Genomic DNA, 22,053 nt, shown 5'->3' with positions numbered 1-22,053 from the left:
AGGGGATGAGTGACGGAGCGGGGGAGGGCCCGCTCACTGCCGGGCCCTCCTGGAGGGTCAGGTCCTCCCGGACGGTCAGAAGGCCTTGTCGATGTCCTGCTTGGCGTTGTCGGCGTTGTAGGCGCCGTCCTGGATGATGACGTCCTGGGGCACGTCCTCGCCCTTGGTGAAGGAGTCCAGCGTCTGGAAGGCCAGCGGGCCGAAGCGCGGGTTGGACTCGATCACGCCGCTGATCCAGCCGTCCACGACGCCCTGGACGGCATTGCGGGTGCCGTCCACCGTGACGATCTTGACGTCGCCCGCCTTTTTGCCCGCGCCCTTGAGAGCGGTGACCGCGCCGAGGCCCATCTCGTCGTTCTCGGCGTAGACGCCCTTGATACCGGGCTTGGACTGGATCAGCTGCTCGGTGACCTGCTGTCCCTTCTCGCGGGAGAAGTCGCCGGTCTGCTCGAAGACGACCTTCAGGTCCGGGGCCTTCTCGGCGATCCGCTCCTTGAAGCCCTTGGTGCGCTCGGTGGTGACGTTGTTGCCGGCGGATCCGAGCAGGATGGCGACCTCGCCCTTGCCGCCCGTCGCCTCGATCATCTGGTCGGCGGCGCGCCGGCCCTGCTCGACGAAGTCCGAGGCGATGAAGGAGACGTAGTCCTTGCAGGCCTCGGCGTTGATCTTGCGGTCGATGGTGATGATCGGCACCTTCTTGGCGGCGGCGGCCTGCAACACCGGGTCCCAGCCGTCGGAGTTGAGCGGCGCGATCACCAACAGGTCGGCGCCCTTGGCCAGGAGGTTCTGCACGTCGCTGATCTGCTTGGAGAACTGCGACTGGGCGTTGGCCGTCAGCAGCTTCACGCCCCGCTTCCCGGCCTCGTCCTTGATGGACCGGGTCTCCGCGATGCGGAAGGGGTTGGCCTCCTTCTCCGACTGGGAGAACCCGACGGTGGCGTTCTTCAGGTCGATCTTCCGCGCGCCGTACGCGTCGATGCCGCAGGCCTTGCTGCCGGGCTTCGGGGTGACGACCTTCTGCTCGGTGTCGGCGGCGGACTTGGAGGACTGCTGCTTGTCCGAGGCGTCGTCCTCCGACTTGGTGCAGGCGGTCGCGGTCAGCGCCACGGCGGCGGCCAGAGCCACGACCACGGGACGGGCGAGGAGGTGACGGTGAGTGGTGCGCTGCATGGTGACCCCGATCCTGGCGACGCTGGAAGGGAACTGGGGAGCGGGAACGCGAGCGGACGTGGTGCTTCTCCCCCGGCGGCGAACGTTGTCAGGTCCGCCGCAAGGAGGTTTTACATCGTTGAAAGGAGGCTGTAAACCCCCCGCGCGCGACATGCGATCGGGCAGCGAGCACCGGGAGCACGGTGCGACCGGCCGGACGGCCCCGGCTTCGCCACAGCGGCGACGCGTGCGGCGCCCGCCGCGAACCGCCCGCTGCGCAGGCCCTTTTCGCCCCGCCGGTGGCCTCGCGGTGTGCTGCCACGCTCTCGCCGGTCAGCCGTTCGTGGCCTGCTTCGCCGTGCGGCGCCCCAGTGTGCTCTCCCTTTCGACCAGACGGTAGTCCGCCCGGACACGCCGGGGTTCGGGGGCGTTGCCGCCGAGCCTGGCGAGTACCGACTCCACGGCGAGCCGGCCGATGGCCTCCTTGTCCGGGGAGACGGAGGTGAGGGTCACCGCGCCGAAACGCCCCTCGATGACATCGTCGAAGCCGACCACCGCGATGTCCTCGGGCACCCGGAGCCCGCGCTCGGACAGCACCCGCATGGCGCCGATGGCCATCGGGTCGTTGTAGGCGAACACCGCGTCGGGGCGCCTGCCCGCGTCGAGGATGCGGGTCATGGCCGCCGCGCCGTCCGCGTGCCCCCAGCCGTCGGTGGCGGCGACGAGCCCGTCGTCGGCGGGCAGTCCGGCGGCGGTCAGCTCCTCGCGCCAGCCGCGCACGCGCAGTTGGGCGGGCTCGCTGCGGCCGCGCCGGGCTCCGATGAACGCCACCTCCCGGCGCCCGAGTCCGACCAGATGCCGGACGGCGGCGCGGGCGGCGGCGACATTGTCGATGGCGATGTGGTCGTACGGCAGGTCGTAGTCCCGTTCACCGAGCAGCACCAACGGCACGTTCTCCGTGCGGTCTTGCAGGTCCTCGGTCTGCAACTCGATGGGGCTGAGGATCAGTCCGTCGATGACCCGCGCCCGGAAGCCCTGACTGACCAGGATCTCCTGTTCGCGTCGTCCGCCGGTGTGGTCGAGCAGCACGATGTAGTCGTGCCGCGCCGCCGCGTCGATGACGGCGGCGGCCAGTTCCGCGAAGTAGGGGTTGCCCAGCTCGGGCAGGGCGAGCGCGATCATGCCCGTACGTCCCGCGCGCAGGTGACGGGCGGTCAGATTGGGCCGGTAGCCGAGTTCGTCGATGGAGCGCTGGACCCGTTCCCGCATGGCGGGGGTGACGTGCTGGTAGTTGTTCACCACGTTGGAGACGGTCTTGATGGAGACCCCCGCGTGCGCGGCGACGTCCTTGAGGCTGACCCGCACGTCATTCCTTTCCGGAGCGGCCCGGCTCGGGTGATCGGTGCGGTTCGGTGCCGCCACCATGCGCCGAGCCAGCCTGCCGATTTTACAACGTTATACATCCGGGCCGCCATGCTGACAAGGCGACGGACGGACGCCTCCGGCACCGCTTGGCCGACGTTCGTACGGCCGAACGGAAGGCCAGGTCCGAGGGTGCGCGGCCGCGGGTACGGTGTCCGCCGCCGACCGGCCCGGGGGTGCCGGGCGGGCTCGGTCGAGCCACTGCTTCCGGCGGGCACGGGGCGCCGCGGCCGACGGCGGACAACCGCCGCGGACCGCCCGCTCCGTGCGGGATCACCGGCGCATGGTACGACGCCTTCGCCGAACACCGCCCCGGCGGCCGGCGTCATGGCGCCCCCGGCTCACACCTGTTCGGGCACGATCACGACCGGACAGGCGGCCCGGTGCAGGACGGTGTGGGCGATCCGGCCGAACCCGGGCTCCAGTCCGCCGTGCCGGCGCCGGCCGATCACCAGCAGGTCGGCGTCCGCCGACGCGTCCGACAGCACCCTGCGGGCGGGGCCTTCGACCGTGCGCCTGCTCACGTCCACTCCGAGGGGCACGTCCCCCAGAGCGGCCTCCAGCTCCTTGGCGGCGCTCTCCTCGTACGAGCGGACGGGCTCCGCGGACAGCGGCGGCCGGTCGGCGCTCTCGTGAGCGGGCCGGCGCCAGGCCCGTACGGCCACCAGCGGGACGCCGCGCAGCCTGGCCTCGGTGAAGGCGAACCGCAGGGCGCACGAGGACGCCTCGCCGATCCCGACGACGATACGGCCGTACCGTCCGCCCTCGGCCCAGTTGTCGTGGTTGCCGCGGGTCACGGTCACCGGGCAGTCGGCGGCGCCCGCCACGCTCAGGCCGACGGAGCCGAGCAGTGGGTCGGCGAGTCCGCCGCGGCCCCGGGGGCCCACGACGATCATGGACGCGTTGCGTCCCGCCCGTATCAGGGCGTACTCCGCCTCCTCGGGCACCACCTCGGTGGTCACCGCCACGTCCGGGTGCCGGCGGTGGACGCGCCGGACGGCGGCCCGGGTGATCTCCTCGGCGCCGACGTGGGCGGAGTCTCTGCCGAGTTCGCGGGCGAGGGACGTGCCTTCGTACCGCTCCCACAGCGACCCGAACACCACGCGCAGGGGCACCGCGTGCTGGGCCGCCTCGTCCGCGGCCCAGTCGACGGCGCGCATGCCGGACGCGGACCCGTCGACCCCGACCACCAGGGGCAGATACATGGTGTGGTTCTCCTCTGGACCCGGACGCGTCAGGCGTGTGCGACGACGGCGACGGGTGCGGTGGCGTGGTGCAGTACCGCGTGCGTGATCGCGCCGATGTGCGCGCCCAGCGGGTTGCGGCGGATGCGCCGGCCGACGACGACCAGGGAGGCGTCACCGGCGACATCGACCAGATGGTGGGCCGGGCTGCCGGGGCGGGAGACCTCCTCGACCTCGACGTCCGGGTACTTCTCCCGCCAGGGCCGCAGGATCCGGGTGAGGTCGGCCGCCTTCTCGCGGGCCATCCGTTCGTCGGGAGCGGCACCCGCGGCCAGCACGTACGCGTAGTAGGGCGGCAGTTGCCAGCCGCTGACCACGTGCAGCGCGGTCCCGCGGCGCTGCGCCTCCTCGAAGGCGAAGGCGAGCACGCCGTCGATCGGGTTGTCGGTGTCCGTGCCGACGACGACGGGCTTGAAGGCGGTGGCCGCGGACGGGACGCCCGCGGGATCCATGGCATGTTCGTCGGCCGCCTGCTCCCCCGCGCGCACGACCACCACGGGAGTCGTCGTCCTGGCGATGACCGACTGTCCGACGGATCCGACGAGGAAGCCGCCGAGACCGCTCAGGCCGCGGGAGCCGAGGACGAGAAGTTCCGCGCCGTCGGCGACCTCGGCCAGGATCTTGGCCGGGGTGCCGGATCGCTGCTCGTTGGTCACCTCGACATCGGGGTGCCGCAGCCGGAGGCCTTCGGCGACCTCCCGCGGGACGCGCTCGGTCCAGTTCTGCTGGGTGTCGGCGCCGAGCAGCGGGGCCTGGGCCATGGGGGCCGGCACCGGCTCCCACACCTGGACCAGTCGTACCGGCAGCCCACGCAACCCGGCCTCGCGGGCCGCCCATTCGCCGGCGGTTCGGCTCTCGGGCGAGCCGTCGATGCCGACCGTGATCGTGCGGGCCATGCTGCCCACCTCCTGTGTCGGTCCTCTACGTTCAGCGTCTGTGTCAACACGTTTCCCGGAACAGGGGCCACTGGTCCCTGATCGGGACCACTGGTCCCTGTTCGGGGCCGGGGGTCCCGTCGCCGGACGGGTGGGGCGGGGCGTTGCCGTCCGCGCCGTCAGCCCTCCCGGTGGTCCCGCAGGATCCGCCGGATCTCGGCCAGGGCCTCCTTGTCGGGGCCCCGGCCGCTGGACGCCATGGCGTCCAGGCGTTCGGCGATGCGGAAGTCGTAGGCGCGTTCCTCGTCCTCGCCCGGTACGCCGGAGTACGTCTCCTTCGCCGTGAAGCCGACGAAGACGTTGACGGCCTTGGCGATGATCCAGGTCAGGACGAAGGAGAACGCGGAGACGGCGAGGATGGCGACGATCTGTTTCCACAGCAGGGAGCCGCCGCCACCGTAGAAGAGGCCCTTCTTGCCGCTGATGTTCGACGTGGCGAACAGACCGACCATGATCAGTCCGACGAGGCCGCCCGCGCCGTGGACGCCGACGACATCGAGGGTGTCGTCGACGTTCAGGCGGTACTTGAGGGTGACGGCGAACGCGCAGACGCCGCCTGCGACCAGCCCGGTCACCAGGGCGCCGGTGGGGTCGATCTCGCCGCACGCGGGGGTGATGGCCACCATGCCGGCCACGGCCGAGGAACCGACGCCCATCATGGTGACCCGCCGCGTCCGCCAGTACTCCATCAGCGGCCAGGTGACCATGGCGCCGGCCGCGCCGAGCTGGGTGTTGATGAAGGCGGTGGCGGCGGTGCCGCTGTCGCGGACGGCCGACCCGGCGTTGAAGGCGAGCCAGCCGAACCAGAGCAGCGCCACACCGATCATGACCAGCGGGATGTTGTTGGGCCTCGCCTCCTTGCGCCGGAAGTCCGCCGGGCCCCTGATGACCAGGGCCGCGGCCAGCCCGGCGATGCCCGAGTTGAGTTCCACCGGCAGGCCGCCGGCGAAGTCCAGCGCGCCCAGGTGCTTCGAGATCCAGCCGTTCTCCGTGTCGAAGACCCAGTGTGCGATCGGCACGTACACGATGAGCAGCCACAGCGCCGAGAAGACCAGCCAGCCCCGCATCGTGGTCCGGCCCGCGATGGACCCGCTGATGAGCGCCACCGTGATGATGGCGAAGCCCATCTGGAAGGTGGCGTACACGTAGGTGGGAATCGAGCCCGTGAGGGTGTTCGGCTCGATGCCGCGCAGGAAGGCGTGGTCGAGGCTGCCGATGACGCCCGCGCCGCCGGCGTCGGGGCCGAAGGCGAGGGAGTACCCGACGATGTACCAGAGGATGGACACGAAGCAGAGCGAGGCGAAGCTCATCTTGAGCATCACCAGGATGTGCTTCGTGCGGACCATGCCGCCGTAGAAGAAGGCGAGGGCCGGGGTCATCAGCAGCACCATGGCCGCCGCGGCCAGCATCCAGGCGGTGTCGCCGGAGTCATAGGCGGGCGGCATGGGGGCGGGTGCGGTGATCACGGGTACGGTCTCCTGGTCGCGTCGGCAGGCCTACTACGGTTTGCGCAGGTCGGGGGCTGGGTGACCGGTGAGCAGCCGTCGTACGGCGTCCCACGCGGCGCGCAGGGCCTCGGTGACACGGGGTTCTTCGGCGCCGAGAATCCGCACCCAGGCACCGCAGTCGTCCGGCAGCACACTCGCCCCGTGCAGCACGCCCCGTTCCGCCAGGCAGTGGTGCAGGGCGTCGGCGATCTCCGCGGCCGGACGCCGGGCGCTCACCACGAACAGCGAGGCGACGTGGTCGTGTCCGGCGAAGACGCCCGGCCCGGTCACCCCGCCCCGCGTCTTCGGCCGGAGCCGGAGGGTGTCCACGGCCAGCAGGCTCCCGTCGGGTCTGCGGATCTCCAGGTCGCTGCCGAGGACGGTGTAGGCGTGCCGCTCCCCCCGGGCGATCCGCCCCGCCGTGACCGTCTCCCCGTACACCACCGTGGCTCCCTCGTCGACGGTCAGCACGGTGCCCTGGTGGAAGCGCGCGCCCTCGAAGGGGATGAGCGGGTCGGGCAGGTACTCGACGTAGGCGCCGTCGGCCGCGGCAAGGTGGACCCGCTGCGTCGCGTAGTCCTGCTCCATCCGGTAGACCTTGGTGGCCGCCTGGGTGGTGAACAGGGCCTCGGTGCGCGGGCCGCAGCGCAGGTCGATGCGGTAGCGGTCGGCCTGTGCGACGCCGCCGCCCGTGGCCATCACGTACGTGCACGCCATGCCGGGCAGGGAAGGGTCGACGTAGAGCGGCCGCATGATCTCCAGGGGCGACTTCTGGTAGCGCTCGACCAGTTCCGTCCGGTCCCCGCGGCGCGCGAATCCGAGGTCGAGGATGCCGACCTTGGCCGGCGAGCCGGGCCCGAGGGTGTCGGGCGTCGCCGAGAACGCCGCCAGTTCCGGTGGGAGGCGGACGGGTTCGAAGTACTCCGGCGCGAGCCGGTCGCGGGTGGCCGGCACCTCAGATCAGAACCTTGCGCCGGGACTCCAGGAAGGACACGACCTCGTCGACGCCCTTGCCGGTCAGGCAGTCGGTCAGCACCACCGGGCCGTCGCCGCGCACGCGGTGGGCGTCGGACTCCATCACGTCGATGTCGGTGCGCACGTACCGGGCGATGTCGATCTTGTTGATGACCAGCAGGTCGGAGTCGGTGATGCCGGGCCCCCGCTTGCGCGGCATCTTCTCGCCCTCGGCGGTGTCCAGCACGAAGACGAACAGGTCGACCAGGGCCGGGCTGAAGGTGAGGGTCAGGTTGTCGCCGCCGCTCTCGTAGAGGAGCACGTCCACGTCGGGGAAGCGTTCGAGCATCTCGGCGCCCGCGGCCAGGTTCATCGTGGGGTCGTCGCGCACGGCGGTGTGCGGGCAGGCGCCGGTCTCCACTCCCACGACGCGGTCGCCCTCCAGCACCCCGTCGAGTGTGCGGCGGACGTGCTGGGCGTCCTCCTGGGTGTAGATGTCGTTGGTGATCACCGCGGGGCGGCGGCCCTGCTCGATCAGGACCGGAACCAGGGCCTCGATGAGGGCGGTCTTCCCCGATCCGACGGGGCCGCCGATTCCGACGCGCAGAACGTTGTCTCGCATGGTCTTCCTCTCGGGTGCCGGCCACCGCGGGCCGGCGGTGGTCAGGTGGCGAACAGACGGGCCTCGGCCCGCTCGTGCCGGGCCGACACGACATCCGCGGCGAACGTGGTGGCGCCGAGGTCGCCGAAGTCCCGGGCCAGTGCCTCTCGCACGGTCTCCTCGATCACCGGGGCCGCCTGCCGCAACAGGCCTTGTGCCTGGCGGTGGTCGGTCAGCCTGAGCCGCAGCGCCGCGCCGGCGAAGCTCGCGCAGAACGCGAACAGGTCGGCCGCGACCGCCTGTCGCACGGGCACCCCGGTCGCCGCGTACACGACCCCGGCGGCGACGGCCTGGGTGCCGGGCGCCCGGCGGGCCGTCACCGTCCGGTGGTACGGGTCGATGCCGGCCGCGCCGAAGACCTCGGCGGCGAGATCCAGCAGTTGCCGCCCGGTACGGACGGCGGCCTGCCGCATCTCGCGGTTGAGCTTCGTGGCGTACAGCCGCCGGTCCGTCGCGGCCACGCTCTCCCAGTCCCCCGCCGCCGCGGCCCGGTGGGCGAGAGCCAGCGCGGTGGCGTCGGACGGGCCGACGCCGTGCCTGAGCAGGTCGTGGAGCAGCGCGGGGAGGGAGTCGCGGTCGACGGCTCCCTCCTGTACGAAGCCCTCCAGGCCGTGGGACAGGGTGTAGAAGCCGCTGGGGAACGCCGAGTCGGTCAGCTGGAGGCTGACGAGGAGGTGTCCCAGGTCGGTGGCCGGTGCCGCGGCGCCCCCGGAGGGCAGGTCCGGCTCGGTGCTCTCGTCGCGGTACATGCGGCTCAGGCCAGGAAGTACAGCTGGTTGAGGGGCAGTTTCCGGGCCGGCTTGATGGTCACGACCTCACCGTCCACGGTGACCTTGTACGTCTCCGGGTCGACCTCGATCCGGGGCACCAGGTCGTTGCGGACCATGTGCTGCTTGCCGATGGTGCGGGTCTTGCGCACCGGCAGCACCTTCCGCTCCAGTCCGAGCCTCTCCGGTACCCCGGCGGCGATGCCGGCCTGCGACATGAAGGTGACGTGCGTCGACTGCATGGCGCGGCCGTACTGGCCGAACGACGGCCGGTAGTAGACGGGTTGCGGGGTGGGCAGCGAGGCGTTGGGGTCGCCCATCTGCGTCCAGGAGATGACGCCGCCCTTGATGACCATCTTCGGCTTGGCCCCGAAGGAGTGCATGGGCCACAGGGCGATGTCGGCGAGCTTGCCCGCCTCGATCGAGCCGACGTAGTCCGAGACGCCGCTGGCGATGGCGGGGTTGATGGTCACCTTGGCGAGGTAGCGCAGGACGCGCTGGTTGTCGTTGCGCGCGGAGTCCTCGGGCAGCGGGCCGAAGGCCTCCTTGCAGACGTGCGCGATCTGGAAGGCGCGGGTGACGGACTCGCCGATGCGGCCCATGGCCTGGGAGTCGGACGAGATCATGCTGATGATGCCCCGGTCGTGCAGGACCGTCTCGGCCGCGATGGTCTCCGCGCGCACCCGGCTGTCGGCGAACGCCACGTCCTCGGGGATGTCGTGGCTGAGGTGGTGGCAGACCATCACCATGTCCAGCAACTCGTCCACGGAGTTCTTGGTGTACGGCAGCGTCGGGTTGGTGGAGGAGGGCAGCACGTTGGGCTCGCCGGTGACCCGCAGGATGTCGGGGGCGTGGCCGCCGCCCGCGCCCTCGCTGTGGAAGGTGTGGATGGTGCGGCCGTCGATCGCGGAACGGGTGTCCTCGAAGAAGCCGCCCTCGTTGAGGGTGTCGGTGTGGATCGCGATCTGGATGTCGTGGCGGTCGGCGACGGCCAGCGAGTTGTCGATGACGGCGGGGGTGGAGCCCCAGTCCTCGTGGACCTTGAGGGCGGCGGCGCCCGCCTCGATCTGCTCGTCCAGCGCGCCGGGCAGGCTGCCGTTGCCCTTGCCCATGACGCCGAGGTTGACCGGCAGGTCCTCGGCGGCCTGGAGGATGCGGGCGAGGTTGAAGGGGCCGGGGGTGCAGGTGGTGCCGTTGGTGCCGTCCGTCGGCCCGGTGCCACCGCCGAACAGCGTGGTGATGCCGTTGCTGAGGGCCTGTTCGCACTGCTGGGGGGAGATGAGGTGCACGTGCGCGTCCATGGCGCCTGCGGTCGCGATCAGGTGTTCGCCCGCGATGACCTCCGTGCCGGTGCCGACGACGAGCCGGGGGTCGACGGCGTCCTGGGTCTGCGGGTTGCCCGCCTTGCCGATACCGGCGATGAAGCCGTCCTTGACGCCGATGTCGCACTTGACCACGCCGACCACCGGGTCCAGGACCACGACGTTGGTGATCACGAGGTCCAGAGCGCCCTGGGCGGCGGTGGCCTGCGGGTCGGAGGCCATGCCGTCGCGCATGGTCTTGCCGCCGCCGTAGACCACCTCGTCGCCGTACGAACCCTCGCGGAAGTCCTTCTCGACCTCGATGACCAGGTTGGTGTCGGCGAGCCGGATCCGGTCGCCCACCGTGGGGCCGAACAGGCTCGCGTACTGCTCGCGGGAGAGGGTGGGCATGTCAGTTGGATCCCTTCTGCTTGGCCTTCTTGGTCTTCCTGGCCCCGTCCTTGCCGCTCCCGCCGCCGGTCGCCCGCTCCCCGTCCCGGGCCGCGCCGCGGAATCCGCGTTGCAGGGCGCGGGCGACGGCCTCGACGCGGGCGGGGTGCGACTTGACGCTGCCGTTGAGCAGGCCGCTGAAGCCGGTGAGGCGCCCGGTGCCCGCGTACGCGCACAGCTCGACCTCCTTGGTGCCGCCGGGTTCGAACCGGACGGAGGTGCCGGCGGCGATGTTGAGGTGCATGCCGAGCGTGACGTTGCGGTCGAACTCCAGGGCCGAGTTCGTCTCGAAGAAGTGGTAGTCCGAACCGACCTGGATCGCCCGGTCACCGGTGTTGCGGACCGTGACCTCGACGGTGCGCCGGCCGGCGTTGATCTCGATGGGGCCGTCGCCGTACTGGTAGCGCGGGGGAAGTTTCATCGAAGGCTCCTGCTGGATGAGGGGAGGTACGGATCCGCGACCCCGTGCGCACCCGCTCCGTCACGACGGTGCGGGCCCGGGGCGTTGTCGCGGGGGACGTGGGGCGAGCCGGGGCCCGGTTCGTGCGCGGGGGCCCTCGGGTCGTGGGCGGGTACGCCGGGACCGTGGTCGTGACCGTCCTGGGCGTGGGCGTGGGCACCTGATCCGAGGTCATGGACGTGACCGTCCGAGCCGCGGTCGGGTGAGTGACCGTCCGGGCCCCCGCTGTGGGCGTGAACGCCCGGTCGGGGGCCGTGAGTGCGGCCGGCCCGCCCGGGGGCGGCGTCACCGCCCGGCCCGTGGTCGGAGGCATGGCCGCCCGGCCCGTGGCCGTGAGCGTCACCGTCCGGCCCGTGGCCGTGGGCATCGCCGCCCCGCCCATGACCGTGGGTGTGGCCGCCGGGTCCGTGGTCGTGGGTGTGGCCGCCCGGTCCGTGGCTGTGGGCGTGGCCGTGGCTTTCGGCCGCCGAGAGGGCTCGGGAGAAGCCGTCGTCGCCCAGGCGGTCGTGGCGCTCCCACGCCTCACGCACGCGCGCGTCCAGCACGCCCCTCATGGCAGGCGCCGGCAGCAACGGCCCGCCCGGCTCGCAGTGTTCGGAGTCCGGGACCGGCGGCGTCACCCAGGCGGCCGGGAGCAGGACGACGCGTTCCTCGCCGAGGGCGCGGCAGCGGCGTACGCCTTCGGCCGGGTCGGGATCGCCGTCGATCAGGGCGACCTCGACCGTCCGGTGCCGGCCGTACTGGCGTACGAGACGGGCGATCCGGAAGAGGTCCGCGTCGACGAACGGATCGCCGGACGGGGCGGTGATCAGCAGCGCTCTGTCGTCGGGCACCCGGGTGGCCGCCGCGCGGAGCCACCCGATCAGGTGATCCGCGGTGCCGAAGGGTGCGGCCAGCACGGTGCCGGCGCGCTCCTCGGCGGAGAGGGCCAGCAGGGTGCGGGCGGCGTCGGCGACCAGTTCCGGATCCCGGCCCAGAGTCATCGGCACGACGCACACGGGCTCACCACGACCGCGTAACGCGCTGACGCGGCCCAGCAGTTCGCGTCCGCCGGCCACGCAGGACACCTGGGGTCCCAGCAGGTCGCGTACGGCCCGTCCGGCGTCGCTCTCGTGACCGCCGACGGCCACCACGGTGCTCGGTGGCACGGTCAGCCGCCGACCGGGTCGTGGCAGGAGACGAGCTTGTTGCCGTCGTCGAAGGTCGCCTCGACCTGGAGCAACGGCAGCATCTCCCGCACGCCGGGCATGGTGTTGTCCTCTCGGATCACCTGCCGGCCCAACTCCATGCAGTCCGCGACGCTCTTCCCGTCCCGGGCCGCCTCGAGGATGGCCTCCGTGATGAGTGCCACCGACTCGCTGTAGTTGAGTTTCAGTCCGCGCTCACGCCGTTTTCGGGCCAGGTCGGCGACGACGTACACGAGCAGCTTGTCGATCTCGCGGGGGGCCAGGTTCATGGGGGAACGCCTTCCTCGGTAAACGTGTTCGCGCTCGGCACACGGGGGCGGGCCGGGGACTCAGGAGTCGTCACGCAGGGTGATGCGTGGCAGGAGTGGCACGGCCGCCAGCAGTGCCCAGGTGGTGATGTTGAACGGCCAGGTGAAGGTGTGGCTGCCGAAGACCTTGAAGAGCACCGACAGCGAGGCCGTCAAGGCGGTGCAGGCGGCGGCGGCCAGCACCGTGTAGCCGTAGTTCCACGCGGTGGGGCGCAGCAGGACAACGCCGAAAGCGAGGCTCGTCAGGACGGCGTTGTAGCCGTAGATGCCCTCGCCGATCAGGGCCGCCGGGGCGCCGAGCGCCCATGCGGTGAGGAGACCGACGACGCTGCCCACCACGGCGAACAGGCCCACCCTCCAGCCGGCCAGGAAGAGGCCGACCAGCATGATCAGGCCCACATACCAGGTCTGGACCAGGAAGATCTGGGACACGTTCGAGAAGAAGCCGTGCCACAGGTCGGTCCAGCTGACGACGGGGCTGGTCGGGGTGGCGGGAGTGACCGCCGACGGCGGTGTTCCGTGCCAGACGCGCTCGAACGACGGGGCGCCCAGGACCATCACGAGGGCGACGAGGCAGAACGGTCCGGTGAACGCCTGCAGTCCGAAGGAGCCGAGCAGGTTGTTGAGCGTGGCCGTGACCAGGGTGCACATCACGGCGGCGCCGACGGCCAGCACGTAGGTCGAAGGGTGATGGCCGAGATACACCACCATCGCGATCGCGGCGAGCACACCGCAGTAGGTCATCAGGCCCTGGACCACGGAGTCGTGCGAGACGGCGAGGAGCCGGGCAGTGAGCGTGGAGACGACCGCGCCGATGGTGGCGAAGAGGCCGATCTGCCAGCCCTCCACCCACAGGGCGATGAGGATGACCAGCGAAGTCCACACGCTCGCCTGGAGGTCCACCTGCCCCACCCCGCGCAGCGCGCCGAGCGCGGTCCCCTTCAGCGAACCCGGCGATGGCGAGGGATCTGCCGTGAGGAATCGTGAAGCCACACGTACTCCTTGCGAAAGAGGCCGCCGGTGAGCCGATCGAGTAGGAGGGGAAGGTGGCCGCCACCGCTCGCAGCAGAGCGACCGCGCGCCACCTAGGTGACGATATGCACCTTATTGGCGATACGCACCTCCACCCTCACCCGATCACCCGGCTGTCGGCCGGGTGATCGGATCCAAAGCAGCCCGGGACACGCGCCCTCTGATACGGGTGATGCCGGGATTGACCCTCGACCTGGTCAAGGGATCAGAGTTCCGGACGTGGAGAGCGAGATGCGCAGCATTGGGGAGATGGCCCGCGACAGCGGACTGGGGGTGAGCGCCCTGCGGTTCTACGACCGTGCCGGTGTGCTGGTCCCCGCCCGGGTGGATCCGGTCAGCGGCTACCGCTGGTACGCCCCCGAGCAGCTGGACGAGGCCAGGCTGCTGGCCCGGCTGCGGCGGGCGGGCATGCCGCTGGCGGACATCCGGCTGGTGCTGGCCGGCTGGTCCGGCGCGGACACGGACCTGGTGCGAGGGCTTCTCCAGGCGCACCTGCGCCGCCTCGAACTGGCGCTGACCGATGCCCGCGGCGAGTTCTCCGCACTCCGAGCCCTACTCGATCACAGGGAGAATCCCATGACCGTCTCACCGCCCACCACAACCGCCCGGCTGTCCGTCTCCGCGCCCGAACTGGCCGCCGCGCTGGACGGGGTGCGTTTCGCCGCCGGTACCGACCCCGAACTGCCGATGCTCGGCGGGATCCTGTTCGACCTGGAGGACGACGCGCTCCACGTCGTGGCCACCGACCGGTACCGGATGGCCCTCGCCCGTGTGGACACCGCGGGCCACGGCGGGCCACGCGTCCAGGTGACCGTGCCCGTTCCGCTCGCCGACGCGATGCGTGCGCTGCTGAGCGGCGCGGAGCCGGTACGACTCGCCGTCGACGGTGACCGCGTGACACTGGAGGCCGACGACCGCCAGGCCGCCGGGCGGCGCCTCGCGTACGACTTCCCCGACTACCGCCGGCTCGTCCGCCTGCCGTCCGGGCGGCGGGCCCTCGTCGATGTGCCCGCCTTCCGGAAGGCGTTGGAGAACGGTCCCGTCCGCACGGGCGAGGTGCGTGAGCGGGACGGGGGCGCGCGCGACCTCAGTGTGCTCCGGGTCGTGGACGACGCCACGGTGGCCGTCTGCGAGGACGGTGACGACGACCGGGACAACGTGGCGGTCGACCGCGGGTTCCTGCTGGACGCGCTCGCCGCCGCTGACCGGGACCGGCTGGTCCTGGAGTTCGACGCCCCCACGGCACCGCTCGCGATCCGGCGGACGGACGACGAGACGGCGTTCTCCCTGCTGATGCCCGTCCGCCTGGACGACTGACGGCACCGTCCCGGACCCCGTCCGTCCCCGGTCCCCGCGGCATTGTCAGTGGGCTGGCCTAGAGTCTCCAGCACTTGATCGCTGCGGGTGCGGGGAGGCACGCATGGGGTGGGTGACGGCAGGGGACTACGAGGTCGCCCTGGACGACGGGAAGGTGGTCTGCCGCAACGCGGCAGGGCGGCGGCTGAAGTCGGTGCCGGCCAAACTCGCGGACGATCCCGCGATGGTCTCGCTGCGGCAGCTCGTCGAGTGGCTGGAGCGGCACGAACGCCAGTGCCTGACCGACGTGGAGCGGTGGATGGTGCGGTCGCTGCCCGTCCCTCTCGCCGTTCTCACCCGGGTGTGGCCCGACCCGGCGTGGCGGTCCGCCCTGCGCGACCTCGTGGTCACCGGCGCCGACGGCGAGGTCGCGGGCTTCCTGCGGGACGCCGATCCCGAGCGCGGCCTCGGCCTCGTCGACCTCGACGGGGACACGGTGCGCATCGCCCCCGACCTCGTCCGTCTTCCGCACCCCGTGCTCCTCGGCGACCTGGAGGAGCTGCGGGAGTTCGCCGTCGAACTCGGCGTCGAGCAGCGGGCCCAGCAGCTCTTCCGCGAGGTGTGGCACCGGCCCGCCGCGCTCGACGCCGGGGCCACCTCGGTCGAGGAGTACGCGGGCGGCGCGTTCAAGGAACTGCGCTTCCTGCACGGGCGGGTCACCCAGCTCGGCCACCGCGTGCGCGGCGGGCACGCCGTCTGCTCCGTGTGGGAGGGCGGGCGCGGTGTGGAGGCCCGCGTCTGGGTCGGCGACTACGACGGCTACGAGGAGACGGAGACCGGTCCGCTGATGTGGACCGACGCCGCCGGACAGGTGCTGAAGCTGGGCCGGGTCGGGCCGGTGGCCTGGTCGGAGGGCATGCGCATGGCTGCCGCGCTGTACGCGGGACGCGACATCGAGGACGAGGAGCGGGCCGCGTGAACACCGTGCACACCACCATCGCGGACGAGGGCGCGGGCGCCACGCGCGAGGTCGCCGCACACGACGACACCACTGCCGCCGCCCTGCTCGAAGCCGGCGCCCTGCTGCCCCCGGGCAGCACCGGCCGGGAGGACGCCGACCTCCTCACCGTCCGCACCTACCGCCATGCCGCGCTGGGTGAGCGCAGCGTCGTCCGGCTCGTGCCGGGCACCCTCGGGGAGGCGGAGGACCTCGCCCTGGACTTCCTCGGACTCGTGCGGGACGCGGAGACTCCCGAGGTCGGGCAGATCAGGCGGGAGACCCTCGGCTTTCCCGCCTGGGCGCTGGTCAACGACCCGGCCAACGGGCATCACGCGCTGGCCCTGGTCAAGGACGTCGAGCGGCTCGCGCGACAGGCCAAGTCCCGCCCCGGCAACGCCAAGGAGGGCTTCGAGAAGCTCGGCGAACGGCTCGGCCGCGCCGTCCCGCACTTCCTGCCCACCTTCTACGAGCAGGCCGCCCGGATCTTCCTCCAGTACGACAACATCACCTACGCCGCCACCTTCTTCGGCAAGGCCCGCGATGCCGAGCGGGTGCACGCCCTCGCCGTCGACGAGGAGCGGCAGCGTGCCGTCTTCCTGGAGTTCGCCTTCGCCGGGGCGCTGACGGTCAAGGCGCTCAAGCAGCATGTGAAGGATCTCGCGGGCCGGCTGGACGCCACCGAGGCGTGGGAGCAGTTCCGGCGGCTGGCGGTGGAGCGCTGCGCGGCCGGTATGCCGCCGTACTCGTCGCTGCCGCAGGACGCGCGCGGGCTGATCAGGGCGGCCGGCCTGCCCAAGGTGCGGACGGAGTGCGACCTCGTCGCCGACCTGGTCGCCTCGCCCGCAGCCGTACGGGCGCCCGCCTCCTTCTGGAGCGCCTACCGGACCGTGCTGCCCGTCCTCGCCGACCGGCGGCCGGCCGTTCGGACCCGGCTGCTGGAGATCATGCCGACCGGGCTGGACCGCGGTGTCGAGAGCGACGAGTTCTGGCTGGCGCTGCTGGCCGAGTGCGGCGCCGACCGGCTGCTGACCGGCGAGGCCGACGGGAGCGGCCCGGCCGGCGGGACGGCCGAGGGTGCCGACGCGGCTGACGGGGCGGACGGGCCCGACGCCGCCAACGAGGTCGACGCGGCGGACTGGCTCAGCCGTTGGGCCGCCCACCGCAAGCGCGGGGCCGCGGTGTGCGACTCGTCCCCGGCCACCCTGGACCTCGTCGCCCGTATGGCACCCCGGCTGCGTGCCGACGGACGGGCCGTCGAGCTGTTCACCGGCCGCCGGCACACGGGTGCCGACATCTCCCTGCTGGACCTCTGCGCGGCAAAGAACATTCCCCTCACCCTGCCCGACCCCGGCACGGAAGTGGACCTCGGGCTTGAGCGCTGGGCACGCGACACCGACCCGGGGCGGCGTGATCTGGCCGCCGTCGCGGCGGATCCGCGACTGCGCCCCCTGCTGCTGCGGGCCGTGGGTGCCGTGGGCCGGGGCCGGCAGCCCGACAGGGTGCTGGAGCACCTCGCCGACCATCCCGTGCTCGCCGGCGTCCTGCGCGAGTGGCTGGACGGCGCCGTCGGGGAACTCGTCGAGGCCGCCGGTATGCCCGGAGCCAACGAGGCACTGAGCCGGCTGGGCCCCTACCGGGCCGTGGCTCCCCGGGTCAACCCCGAAGCGGTCGCCCGCGCGGCCGGATGGGAGACGGCTCCGCTGCTCGGGCGCACACTGCGGGCCGGCATCCTCGACGAACTGGGCTGGCCGGCCCTCGACGAGGCCATGCGACTGCTCGATGCCCAGAGCCGGAACCCCAAGGACGGCAACCACCCTCTGATCGTGAACGAGGCCTGGCCCTGCCTGGTCCTGAGCCGCGGGCACAAGGCGGTCGTCGTCGGCCCGGACGGGATCCTCCTCGACCACGACCTGCGGCTCCCGGCCGATCTGTCCCACTGGCAGCGCCCGCAGTTCCGCTACACCGACGGAGAACTGCTGGTCGTGTGGTGGCAGAACGGCAAGCAGCGCGGCTACTGGTCCACCCGGCCCTCCGAGGTGGTCACGCTCACCGGCGAGCAGATCTCCCACTGGGCGCGCGGCGCCGACTCGGTCGCACCCTCCGTCCCCCTGCCCGGCGGCGGCCGGGCGAGCGGCGGTCGCACCCTGCACGCGGGCGACACCGTCCTGCCCGCGTGCCGTCCCGTCCTCGGCGACGGCACGCTGTACTGGCGCCAGGGCAGGCAGGGACGGCAGCAGGTGTGGCTGGAGTACGACCCGGCGACCGGCTCGCACGGGCGCGCGTCCCTGCCCGCCTTCCTGCGGTCCGGCATCGTCGAAGGCGCGACGCTGTTGCAGGACCAGTGCGAGGTGCTGCCCGTGCAACCCGGTCTCGGGCGGAGCCCGTTCGGCACCGACGGCGGCGTGCTCGGCCGCTGGGTGCGCGCCGAGGACGAGGGCGACGAGATGCGTACGACCACGGGTACGCCCGACGGCCGCACCGTCACGCTGCGCACGTCCCGGCACGACGAGCGGGTCGTCCCGCTCGGTGCGCTGCGGCTGCCCGGTGGTGCCGCGCCCGTCGTCGCCCGGACCCGGCGCCGGGTCGCCCTGTTCTCGCAGGACGACAACACCGACACCGGTGTACTCGGCCGGGTGACGCCGAACAACAAGGGCGGGGAGTACGCCGCGGGCACCCCGCTCGTACCGCCGGTCGCCTTCTGGCATGCGCTGCGTCCCCGTGACGAGCGGGGGTCGGCCGTGCTGCGCGCCGTCACCGACGAGCAGGTGGCCGAGTTGCTGCGCGAGGCGGCGCGGGCGCTGGCCGAACGACGGGCGCGGGTGACCGCCGCCGGCGCCGACGGGACGACCGACGGCACCGCAGGGGGCGCTTCCGGCACTGTGCCCGCCGGCTCCGGCGGAGCGGGCGACGACGGCAGGCCCGCGGTGCCGTCCACCGACGAAGTCGTGCGGAGGGCCGTGTCCCGCTCTCTCCCGGGGCTCACCGACAAGCGGCTCCTCGCCGGTGTGACGGCCCTGGTGCACACGACCCTCTGGATCGCCGACACGGCCACGCGGTTCGTGACGCCGCCCGTCCAGCGGCCGAAGGCGGAACGCAAGCGTGTCGAGGGCATGTTCGCGGACTACCGCCCCGAGCACGGTGACGACCGCACCCTGCGTACGGCCGTCGCCGGCCTGGCCCCCCTGCGGGGAGCGTGGGGCAGCGACGGCCAGTGGAGCGTGCTCCGGCAGATCCGGGCCGTGAACCACGTGCTCTCGGGAAAGCCCGCCGACGGCAGGCGGCTGCCCGACCGCGTACGCCTGGCCACCCTCGGCGGCGGCTGGCACGGCGAGGAGTACACCGTCCCCCGCGTCGGCATGCTCTGGCCGTCCCTCCTGTCCGTGCTGCGACCGCTCGCCTACCGGGCCGCCGCGCCGACCGCGCCGGAGGCCGAACGGGAGGCGCTGCTTCTCCTGTTCGAAGCGCTCGCCGAGGGGCCGCTCGCCGACCCCGGGCGCGGCCTGCGGGAGATCGTCCTGAGCGAGCCGCACGACAAGCGGGACCGGGAGGCACGCGCGGGCCAGGTGCTGCGACGGGGCGGCCGCACGGTGGTCGTCCTCGGCTGCCGGGACATCGACTACGGCCGCGACCGCGTCAACTGGCTCGCCCTCGACCACGATCCGACCGGCGTCTTCGGCGCCGTCGCCCACTTCACCCTGGAGAAGGAGACCCGGCATGTCCCGGCACTCCCGGCCGGGGCACTGACCGCCGTGGCCCGGCTGACACGGGACAAGGGGGCCGCGCCCTGGCAGCCCGAGGCGCCCGCCGCACTCACCGCGGCGACCCACGGAGGTCTGGGGCCGCTTCAGGCCACGCTGCTCCTCGCCGGGCAGCCGGAGAGACTCGACGCCGGCGCGCTCGCCACGATCGGCCTGAAGCCACGTCAGCTGGAGACGGGCAACGACATGCTGGGCTCGCTCCCCGGCGGGGACCGGGCGGCGCTCGTCGGCGCCCTGCTGCCCGACGACCCCGCCGGGTTGTGGACGTTCGGGGCCCGACACGCAGGCGGCGGGACGGCTGTGGGCCGCGCGCCTCGGCTCCGTCGTCCGTGTGCCGGAGGACCTGGCCCCCGCCCTCGACGGCCTGCCGGCCGGGTCGGCCCAGGCCGTCCTCAACCCGGCACACACCGCCTGGCTCAGCCGCACCACCGTCCAGCGCCCCGACAAGGACGGCCTGCTGGTCGCGCAGGATCCCCACGCGGTGCCCAGCGGCCAGGCCCTGACGGGCGCGGTCCGCGCCCTCACCTCGCTCGCCTACGCCCTGCCCTACGGCCACCCGTTGCGCGCGGCCCTGCCGGAGGGCCTGGCCGCACTGCGCCGCCGCCTCACCGACCCGGGACTGCTGCTCGACCTGGACATCGGGTGGACGGAGAAGGGCGGCAACACCGCCGCCGAGATCCGCAAGGCGTACGGGCTCCCCGCCGCCGGGGGCGCCGACGCGGACGGCACGACACGGGTCGGTCAGGCACTCGTCCTGCGTCCCTGGTACGGCGACCAGGAGACCGTGCTGGTGCGCCCGGCCGGCCTCACCGGACCGGACGACACCGTGTTCGGGCTGCTGACAGGACTCGTGGGTGCCGCACGCGACGCCGGTCCGGAGGCCCTTCGGACCGTCCTGGGCGACGGACTCGACCGGGCCCTCGCCGCCGGGCTGGATCCCGAGGGACCCACCGGACCTGCGCAGGACCCCACGGTCAGTGTTCCGGCACTCGTCACCGAGGTCGCGGCGGCCCACGGCCTGGGCGAGGACGCGGCGGCGCTCTATCTGCAACTGCTCGCCCTGCCCGACCCGACGGACCGCAACTGCGCCCGCTGGACCGGCTGGCGGCCCGCCCGGCTGAAGAAGGCCCGGACGGAGCTGGTCGCCTCGAAGCTGGTCGTCGAGGCCAAGCGGTCCCGCGCCGGCCGCTCCCTCTTCCTGCCCTGCGGCTGGCACGACTTCAACTCGCCCGCCCTGCCGGTGGAGACGTGGAAGGAGGGCCTCTATCCGGTGCGCGACGGGCTCCGTGCCGTTCCGCTGCTCCCGGTGCCCGAGCTGTTCGCCCGTGCCTGGGACCGGGTGCGCGCCGGGGACGCCCCCGCCTACGAGGAACTCACCACGCGCGCCACGCGGAAGGGCCGCCGCCGGTGACCCGGCGCACCGCACATCGCAGTGACCACTGTCCGAGCCCACCGGAAGAACCGCCGATGACCACCGCCCTCTCCCCCGACACCGCCCGCCAGATCGTGCCGCCCGAGGACCGGTACGCCACCGAACTGGCCTTCCTCGCCGCCTACGACGACGGGCCGCGCCCGCCCGCCTGGCGGCTCACGCCCCGGGCCGTCGTCACGTTCGTCATGGGCAGCGACGGCCGGGCCCTGCGGCTGCCGGAGGACGCCGAGGCGCCCGAGGGCGTGCCGCGCCGACTGGTGGTGGAGGGCAAGTTCGTCGGCGACCGGGCGCTGGTCGAGCGGTGCGTCGTCACGCTCGCCGGGGAGCGCGGCCTGCTGCTCGTCGGCGAGCCCGGTACCGCCAAGTCCATGCTGTCCGAGTTGCTGTCGGCGGCCGTGTGCGGCACCAGCGGCCTCGTCGTGCAGGGCACGGCGGGCACGACCGAGGACCAGCTGAAGTACGGCTGGAACTACGCGCTGCTGCTGGCCCAGGGCCCCAGCCGGACGGCGCTCGTGCCCTCTCCGGTCCTGACCGCGATGACCCGCGGCGGTATCGCCCGCGTCGAGGAGGTGACCCGCTGTCTGCCGGAGGTGCAGGACGCCCTGGTCTCGCTGCTCTCCGAACGGCGCATCGCGGTCCCCGAACTCTCGGGCACCGACGACGCCCTGGCGCACGCCGCGCCCGGTTTCAACCTCATCGCCACCGCCAACCTGCGCGACAGGGGCGTCTCCGAGATGTCCGCCGCCCTCAAACGGCGCTTCAACTTCGAGACGGTCGGACCGATTCCGGACCTCGACGCCGAAACGGCCCTGGTCCGCAGTCAGGCGCGGGCCTCCGTCGAGCGGGCCGGCGCGCCGTTCCGGGTCGACGAGGCCGTGCTGGAGGCGCTCGTCGTCGCGTTCCGCGACCTGCGCGAGGGGCGTTCGGCGGAGGGCTGGGAGGTGGAGCGGCCGTCCACCGTCATGAGTACCGCGGAAGCCGTGTCCGTCGCGGGCGCGCTCGGGCTGGCCGCTGCGTACTTCCCCGGCGACCGCGACGTGCTGGGGCTGCTCCCCGGTCACCTCCTCGGCGTGGTCCGCAAGGACGACCCGGCGGACGCGGCGCGGCTGCGCGGCTACTGGGACGGGCCGGTCCGGCGCCGTGCCGAGCAGGGTTCGGCCACCTGGCGCACCCTGTGGGACCTGCGTACGGTCCTGGAGGACTGACTCCC

At 72.7% G+C, this 22,053-nt stretch carries 16 protein-coding genes and 1 pseudogene; 4 read left to right on the top strand and 13 right to left on the bottom strand.

What is annotated here, in order from left to right; genetic code table 11:
- Window positions 1-75 precede the first annotated feature (75 nt).
- From AC4IHM_RS28930 to AC4IHM_RS28870, 13 genes are all read right to left on the bottom strand, one after another.
- Window positions 76-1,170, bottom strand: coding sequence for an ABC transporter substrate-binding protein (locus AC4IHM_RS28930; RefSeq protein WP_490869902.1), 1,095 nt, complete (start codon window positions 1,168-1,170; stop codon window positions 76-78).
- A 312-nt stretch (window positions 1,171-1,482) separates the two neighbouring features.
- Window positions 1,483-2,514, bottom strand: a complete 1,032-nt coding sequence (locus tag AC4IHM_RS28925; RefSeq protein WP_490869901.1) for a LacI family DNA-binding transcriptional regulator — start codon at window positions 2,512-2,514, stop codon at window positions 1,483-1,485.
- Window positions 2,515-2,912: 398 nt separating this feature from the next.
- A complete protein-coding gene (locus AC4IHM_RS28920; protein ID WP_490869900.1) occupies window positions 2,913-3,776 on the bottom strand; it encodes a universal stress protein in 864 nt (287 codons plus the stop codon).
- Between the two features lie 29 nt (window positions 3,777-3,805).
- Entirely contained in the window at window positions 3,806-4,711 is a 906-nt protein-coding gene (locus AC4IHM_RS28915; RefSeq protein ID WP_490869899.1) for a universal stress protein, read from the bottom strand.
- Between the two features lie 158 nt (window positions 4,712-4,869).
- Complete coding sequence (locus AC4IHM_RS28910) at window positions 4,870-6,216, bottom strand: ammonium transporter (RefSeq protein ID WP_490869898.1); 1,347 nt, start codon at window positions 6,214-6,216, stop codon at window positions 4,870-4,872.
- 33 nt (window positions 6,217-6,249) lie between these two features.
- Window positions 6,250-7,191: an urease accessory protein UreD gene (locus AC4IHM_RS28905; RefSeq protein ID WP_490869897.1), complete on the bottom strand. Its 942-nt coding sequence runs from the start codon at window positions 7,189-7,191 to the stop codon at window positions 6,250-6,252.
- Between the two features lies 1 nt (window position 7,192).
- Window positions 7,193-7,813 carry an urease accessory protein UreG gene (gene ureG, locus AC4IHM_RS28900; RefSeq protein WP_490869896.1) on the bottom strand — a complete coding sequence of 207 codons (621 nt, stop codon included), beginning with the start codon at window positions 7,811-7,813 and terminating at the stop codon, window positions 7,193-7,195.
- 41 nt (window positions 7,814-7,854) lie between these two features.
- Window positions 7,855-8,601, bottom strand: a complete 747-nt coding sequence (locus AC4IHM_RS28895) for an urease accessory protein UreF (protein WP_490869895.1) — start codon at window positions 8,599-8,601, stop codon at window positions 7,855-7,857.
- Window positions 8,602-8,606: 5 nt separating this feature from the next.
- Window positions 8,607-10,331 carry an urease subunit alpha gene (gene ureC, locus AC4IHM_RS28890; protein ID WP_490869894.1) on the bottom strand — a complete coding sequence of 575 codons (1,725 nt, stop codon included), beginning with the start codon at window positions 10,329-10,331 and terminating at the stop codon, window positions 8,607-8,609.
- Between the two features lies 1 nt (window position 10,332).
- Window positions 10,333-10,791 carry an urease subunit beta gene (locus tag AC4IHM_RS28885; RefSeq protein ID WP_490869893.1) on the bottom strand — a complete coding sequence of 153 codons (459 nt, stop codon included), beginning with the start codon at window positions 10,789-10,791 and terminating at the stop codon, window positions 10,333-10,335.
- The gene (locus AC4IHM_RS28880) at window positions 10,788-11,978 is read right to left on the bottom strand and encodes a sirohydrochlorin chelatase (protein ID WP_490869892.1); all 1,191 of its coding nucleotides are present in this window, start codon (window positions 11,976-11,978) and stop codon (window positions 10,788-10,790) included. Before AC4IHM_RS28880 ends, AC4IHM_RS28885 begins: the two co-directional genes overlap by 4 nt.
- Window positions 11,979-11,980: 2 nt before the next feature.
- Window positions 11,981-12,286 (bottom strand): urease subunit gamma, encoded by a 306-nt coding sequence (locus AC4IHM_RS28875; RefSeq protein ID WP_490869891.1) that lies wholly within the window; start codon window positions 12,284-12,286, stop codon window positions 11,981-11,983.
- Between the two features lie 60 nt (window positions 12,287-12,346).
- A complete protein-coding gene (locus AC4IHM_RS28870; protein WP_490869890.1) occupies window positions 12,347-13,318 on the bottom strand; it encodes an urea transporter in 972 nt (323 codons plus the stop codon).
- 270 nt (window positions 13,319-13,588) lie between these two features.
- Here AC4IHM_RS28870 and AC4IHM_RS28865 point away from each other — a divergent pair, with 270 nt between their 5' ends.
- The 4 genes and pseudogenes from AC4IHM_RS28865 (at window position 13,589) to AC4IHM_RS28850 (ending at window position 22,048) form a co-directional block, all read left to right on the top strand.
- The gene (locus AC4IHM_RS28865; protein WP_490869889.1) at window positions 13,589-14,674 is read left to right on the top strand and encodes a DNA polymerase III subunit beta family protein; all 1,086 of its coding nucleotides are present in this window, start codon (window positions 13,589-13,591) and stop codon (window positions 14,672-14,674) included.
- A gap of 103 nt (window positions 14,675-14,777) precedes the next feature.
- Window positions 14,778-15,632 carry a DUF4132 domain-containing protein gene (locus tag AC4IHM_RS28860; protein WP_490869888.1) on the top strand — a complete coding sequence of 285 codons (855 nt, stop codon included), beginning with the start codon at window positions 14,778-14,780 and terminating at the stop codon, window positions 15,630-15,632.
- A pseudogene (locus AC4IHM_RS28855) lies at window positions 15,629-20,822 on the top strand (hypothetical protein). Before AC4IHM_RS28860 ends, AC4IHM_RS28855 begins: the two are co-directional and overlap by 4 nt.
- A 56-nt stretch (window positions 20,823-20,878) precedes the next feature.
- Window positions 20,879-22,048 (top strand): ATP-binding protein, encoded by a 1,170-nt coding sequence (locus AC4IHM_RS28850; RefSeq protein ID WP_490869887.1) that lies wholly within the window; start codon window positions 20,879-20,881, stop codon window positions 22,046-22,048.
- Window positions 22,049-22,053: the final 5 nt, after the last annotated feature.

Source organism: Streptomyces sp. SL06, from assembly GCF_058244745.1.
Note: the sequence above shows the minus strand (reverse complement) of the source record. Positions and strands in the feature narration are given on the sequence as shown.